Raw genomic sequence first — 5,730 nt, 5'->3', positions numbered from 1 at the left:
GTGCCACCGCCACGAACAGCGCGTCGAGGATGTTGAGCTGGGCAATGCGCGCCGCTGCGTTCTCGCCCATCAGCGGCGAGCCTTGCGCGGTCGAGCACAGCACGATGTCGGCGACCGCAGCCAGCGGCGAGTTGTCGTAGTTGGTGATGGCCAGCGTGCGGGCACCGTTCTTGCGGGCCAGCTGGATGGCGTCGATGACGGCCGACGTGTTGCCCGAATGCGAGAAGCCGACGGCGATGTCGTCGCCGCCGAGCAGCGAGGCCGACATCAGCATCATATGCGAATCGTCATAGACGGATGCGCGGATGCCGATGCGCAGAAACTTGTGCGAGACATCGCGGGCGATCTGCGCCGAGCCGCCGACGCCATAAAAATCCCGGTTCTTGGCACGGAAGAGCAGCTCGGCGGCGCGGTCGAAATCCTCGATGTCGAGGATCGCCAGCGTCTCCTCCAGCGCCTGGATGGAGGTGCGAAACACTTTTTGCACGATCTCGGCCGAACTGTCGTCGGATGACAGTTCCTGGTGCATCTCGGCGGTCGGCAGGCGACTGTATTCATAGACGGCGGTGCGGAAGTCGCGATAGCCGGAAAAGCCGAGCTTCTTGGCGATTTTGACCACCATCGCCTCGGACACGCCGGACTCTTCGGCGATCTGTTTCAGCGGAATGCTCTCGTCGAAACCGCGCCGGCCGAAGACGGTTTCCACCACCTTCGCCTCCAACGGGGTGAGATGCGGCATCATCATGCGGATGCGCGGTCCTACCGCTTTCAGGTCCAGCCCGCTCAAGGTCATCCACGCCCCCTCGTCACGCGATCGATAAGCATCGCGGCGAGGATTATAAGACCAGTTGCCAGAAGCTGATAGAAGGACTGGACGTTCATCAGCGTCAAACCGTTGCGCATAGCGCCGAGGATGACGGCGCCCAGGATGGTGCCGACGATGCTGCCCTTGCCGCCCATCAGCGAGGCGCCGCCGATGGCGGCAGCCGCGATAGCGTCGAGTTCCCAGAGATTGCCGAGGATGGGCTCGGCGGCGCCGAGCCGGCCGACCAGGATCTGCGCGGCAAGCGCCGCCAGCAGGCCCGAGATCATGTAGGCGGCGATCTTGGTGCGGGCAATCGGCACGCCGGCGATGTAGGCCGCCTCCTCGTTGCCGCCGACGGCAAGCAGATATTCGCCGAAGGGCGTCTTCTTCAAAACGACCCAGGCGACGACAGCCACGCAGGCGACGATGATGACCGCCAGAGGCAGTCCAAACAGCGATCCGTTGAAGATGGCGCGAAAGCTTGGCGGAAGGCCGAGCACCGGATTGCCGCCGGTGTAGATCAGCGCCAGCGCCCGATAGGTGCTGAGCGTTCCCAACGTGACGATGAAGGGCTGCAGCCCGACATAGGCGACGAGCACGCCGTTGACGAGGCCGCAGGCAAGGCCAATGGCGAAGCCGGCGGCGATGGCCAACGGAAACGGCACGCCGGCGACCATCATAGAGGCCGAGATGACGGCCGAGAGTGCCGCCGTCGGCCCGACCGACAGGTCGATGCCACCGGAGATGATGACCAGCGTCATGCCCAGCGCCAAACAGGCATTGATGCTCGACTGCTGCAGGATGTTGACCAGGTTGCGCTCGGCGAAGAAGCCGGGCACCAGCGTGCCGAATACTGCCAGGATCACGACAAGGCCGATCAGCGTGCCGGCGTCGCGCATGGAAACGCCGCGCAGGAATTCGGCGCGTGGTCGCACCAGAGTGGTATCCGACATATCCGTCACCTACTGCCTTGCCTGTTGCGCGGCCGGCGTTTGCGTTTGTGGGATGGCGTGCGCCGCGATCGCCTGTTCGCTGATATCGTCTCTGTGGAGTTCGGCCGCGATCGTGCCGTCGCGCATGACCAGCACGCGGTCGGCAAGCCGGATCACTTCGGGGAGTTCGGAGGAGACGACGATCACGGCATGGCCCTCGGCGGCGAGTTCCTCGATCAGATGATAGATCTCCGCCTTGGCGCCGACATCGATGCCGCGTGTCGGTTCGTCGAACAAGAGGATGCGCGTTCCCGCGGCCAGCCAGCGGCCGATGATCGCCTTCTGCTGGTTGCCGCCGCTGAACAGGCGGATCGGCCGGTCGAGCAGGAACGGGCGCAGATTGACGCGGCTCATCCTGTCGACCGCCACCTGTTTCAGCCTGGTGTGATCGATGACGCCGCGCGGCGCGAATACGTTCATCGAGGCCAGCGCTATGTTGCTGGTGATCGAGCGCAGCGGCACGATGCCTTCGCGCTTGCGCTCCTCCGGCACCAGGCCGATGCCGGCGGCAATCGCATCGCGCGGGCCGGCGAAGCGCGCCGCCTTGCCGTCGATTGCAATGGTGCCGGCCGTGGCGCGATCGGCGCCGGCCAGGAGCCGCAAAAGTTCAGTTCGGCCGGAACCGACCAGGCCGGCAATCCCCAGCACCTCGCCGCGATGCAGATCGAACGACACGTTGCGCACCTTCGTCGCCGAGGAGAGGCCACGCGCGCTCAGCATGACCTTGTTCGTGGCATGGGAATTATGGTGTTCCTGCGCCAGTTCGCGGCCGACCATCATCGCCACGACCGCTTTCTCCGACAGGTCTTTCAGATCGACGGAATCGACGACGACGCCATCGCGCATGATGGTGGCGCGCCGGCAGATGCCGAACACCTCATCCAGCTTGTGCGAGACATAGACGACGGCGACGCCATCGCGCGCCAAACCTGTAATGACTTGCGCGAGCCGTTCGAATTCGCTCGGCGTCAGGCTCGATGTCGGCTCGTCCATGGCGACGATGCGGGCGCGATCGAGCAATGCCCTGGCAATCTCGACAATCTGCCGCTGCGCCACCTTCAGGGTGCCGAGCGGGGCGGCTGGATCGATGGAAGGGTCGATGGCTGCAAGAGCCTCGGCGGCGCGGCGCTCCTGCTCTCTGCTGGCGACGAAGATGCCGCCGCGCGTCAGCGGATGGCCGAGGAACATGTTCTGGGCGACGCTGAGGCGCGGCACCTGCTGCAATTCCTGATGGATCATGGCGACGCCCGCAGCGCGCGCGGCAACCGGGTTGGCGAGTGTAACCGGCTCGCCGTCAATGAGGACGCTTCCCGCTGTCGGCCTGTAGACGCCAGACAGGATGCGCAGCAGCGTCGACTTGCCGGCGCCGTTTTCGCCGAGCAGGCCGTGGATTTCACCGGCCCCCACCGAGAGTGACACCTCGTGGAGCGCCCGTACGGCCGGAAACAGCTTGGAAATGCCCTTGAATTGCAGCCTGGGTGACATCGGGTTCTATCTCCGGGCCATGGTGCCGGTCAGAAGCGAATTGCCCTGACCGGCACTGTTGGTTGGCCTTACTGGCCCGCAGCCGCGTCCTCGAGCAGCGCCTTGCGCGCGCCGGCGCCGGAATAGCGGTCGGCATTGTCCTTGGTGATCAGCGCCTGTGGCGTGGCGACGACGCGCGGCAGCTTCTGTCCCGCGACGAGACGCAGAGCTGTTTCCAACGCCACTTCGCCGGTCAGAACGGGGAAACTGTCGACCGTGCCGGTCAGTTCGCCGGCCCGTATGGAGGCATAGGCATCGGAAATGCCGTCGGTGCCGAAGACCGCAACCTTGTCCTGCAGGCCGGCGGCCTTGACAGCCTCGACGATGCCGAGCGCCATGCCGTCATTGTTGGCATAGAAGCCGATCAGGTCGGGATGCTGCTGCAGGATGTTGGTGGCCGCGTCATAGGAGGTCTGGCGGTCCCAGTTGCCGGGAACGCTGGCGACAACCTCGAACTTGCCTCCCTCGGTGATGGTCGACTTGAAGCCATCGGTGCGCTGCACGGCGGCATAGACGCCAGCCTGGCCTTCGACGATGGCGACCTTGCCGCCATTCGGACGATTCTTGACGAACCATTTGGCGACGCGCACGCCATTGTCGCGTTGGACATTGCCGACATAATGCTCGGCCTGCGGGATGACGGCGTCATTGACATTGACCACCGGCACGTTGGCGGCCTTGGCCTGCTCCATGATCGGCTGCAGATTGGCATCCGTCTGCGGCGAGACGAGCAGCACGTTGTAGCCCTGCGTCACCAGGCCTTCGGCGATGGTGAGCTGGCCGAGCTGGTCGCCCTCGCTCTGCGCTGCCTGATAGACGACGGGAACGCCGACCTTGGCGCCGAATGCCGTGTAGCCCTCGCCCAGCGAGCGCCAGTATTCATTGGTCAGCGTCTTGGAGACCGCGCCTGCCTTGGTGCCTTCGGGCAGCTTGGGGAACGCGCCGAACTTGGCCTCGACCTGCGACCAGTCGATGCGGTCCTTTTCCGTGTCGGAATTGAGCGGCGCGAGGTCGGCGGCAAAGGCAGAGCCGATCGAGAGCGCCATCAGTGCGGCGGTAGCGGTGGCAAGCAGAAGTTTCATTGTATTCCTCCCTGGTTGAAAACGGCGATGGCGCGGATGCCTCAGCTATCCGGCCCGAGCATGATTTCCTGGATGATGGCCTGCGACGTCACCGCGTCCTGGCTGTCCATGGCGGCGGACAGGCGATTGTCCTGCTCCAGCCGGTCGACGACGCGCAGCATGCGCTTGACGGTGGCGATGTTGACTTCGCACTCGCGCACCGGATCGAGCCCGGTCATATCGGGGAACGTGTCGAAATAGATGGCGCCGGCGTAGCCGTCGCGGCGAATCTGCCTGAGCAGCTCGATGGTCTGCAGCGTGTGCACCGCGCCGACCATCAGGCCGTCGTCGCGCTTGGCGTAGCCGTCGTTCAGGTGCACGCCGAGCAGCTTGCTGTGACGCGCCACCAGGGCCGCGGCAAAGGCCGGCTGTTCGTCGGCGTAGAGCACATGAGCGAAATCGAGCGTGACGCCGAGATTGGGCAGGCCGACATCGCGGATCGCCAGCAAGGTCGTCGCCGCATCCGGCATAAGGCTGTAGGAGCGGGGTTCGTTCGGTTTGTATTCAAGGCTGATCTGACAGTCGGGATCATGTGCCGCAACTTCACGAATCCCATCAATTTCGTGTTGCCAAAGCGTCGAATAGTCGGCTTGGAAGGCGTAGTCGAAGCCATCCTGGCCGAGCCACAGCGTCATCAGGCTGGCGCCTGCCTCACGCACGGCATCGATGCCGGCCTTGGTCAGGTCGATGGCCTCGCGGCGCACCGCCGGATCCGGATTGGTGAAAGCGCCGAGCTTGAAGGCGGGGTTGGAGTAGTAGCGCATGGCAAAGCCATTGATGGAGAGCCCAAGATCGCCCAGTTTCAGGGCGATTTCCGTGGGCTTTTCACCGACGTGGTCAGGAAAGTTGAGATCAAGATCGGTAAGCTCCTCGACCTTGGCGGCGCGCGCCGCCATCTGCAGCAGCGACGGCTTGCCGGTAAGATCGGGCCACTCGGCCTGCGGTCGCGAGGCAAAGGAATTCAGGCGCGTGGCGAAACGAGTGGCTGTCATGATCGATCCTTCAATCGTCATGACTTCACATAAAGAATAATATTTGTAAAGTTATTGTTTTGGGAGGCTACGAAGCGGCCACCAAGCTGGACCCGCCAAGGCGCGCAAAGGGAGCCGGCAGTTTCCCGGCCGGTGCCTTGGAGAGCCCGTCAGGCCAATAGGCGCATGATGGCGCGTGCTGGTTACGGCCGGCGCATTTCAGGTAGCGATTCGCCGGGTGTTCAATCTGGCCAGCGTAAGACGCCGGACGAATCCTTGCGGGCGAGTTTCATCGCATCGGCCGGGCGGTCCTTGGC

Annotated in this window: 5 protein-coding genes; all 5 read right to left on the bottom strand. The window is 64.2% G+C overall.

Annotation, left to right across the window (positions count from 1 at the left end; genetic code table 11):
* A partial coding sequence (locus tag EOC06_RS05110; RefSeq protein WP_245469343.1) for a MurR/RpiR family transcriptional regulator occupies positions 1–793 on the bottom strand: 793 nt, incomplete at its 3' end.
* On the bottom strand, positions 790–1,758 hold the full coding sequence (locus EOC06_RS05105) for an ABC transporter permease (protein ID WP_128307243.1): 969 nt from the start codon (positions 1,756–1,758) through the stop codon (positions 790–792). The genes EOC06_RS05105 and EOC06_RS05110, both read right to left, overlap by 4 nt.
* Positions 1,759–1,767: 9 nt before the next feature.
* Positions 1,768–3,282, bottom strand: coding sequence for a sugar ABC transporter ATP-binding protein (locus EOC06_RS05100; protein WP_128307242.1), 1,515 nt, complete (start codon positions 3,280–3,282; stop codon positions 1,768–1,770).
* A gap of 68 nt (positions 3,283–3,350) precedes the next feature.
* Entirely contained in the window at positions 3,351–4,403 is a 1,053-nt protein-coding gene (locus tag EOC06_RS05095) for a substrate-binding domain-containing protein (protein ID WP_128307241.1), read from the bottom strand.
* 41 nt (positions 4,404–4,444) lie between these two features.
* A complete protein-coding gene (locus EOC06_RS05090) occupies positions 4,445–5,434 on the bottom strand; it encodes a sugar phosphate isomerase/epimerase family protein (protein ID WP_128307240.1) in 990 nt (329 codons plus the stop codon).
* Positions 5,435–5,730 lie beyond the last annotated feature (296 nt).

It is taken from the genome of Mesorhizobium sp. M7A.F.Ca.MR.362.00.0.0, assembly GCF_004023175.1.
GTDB lineage: Bacteria > Pseudomonadota > Alphaproteobacteria > Rhizobiales > Rhizobiaceae > Mesorhizobium.
The sequence above is the reverse complement of the archived record's forward strand: the minus strand, read 5'-3'. Positions and strand labels throughout refer to the sequence as shown.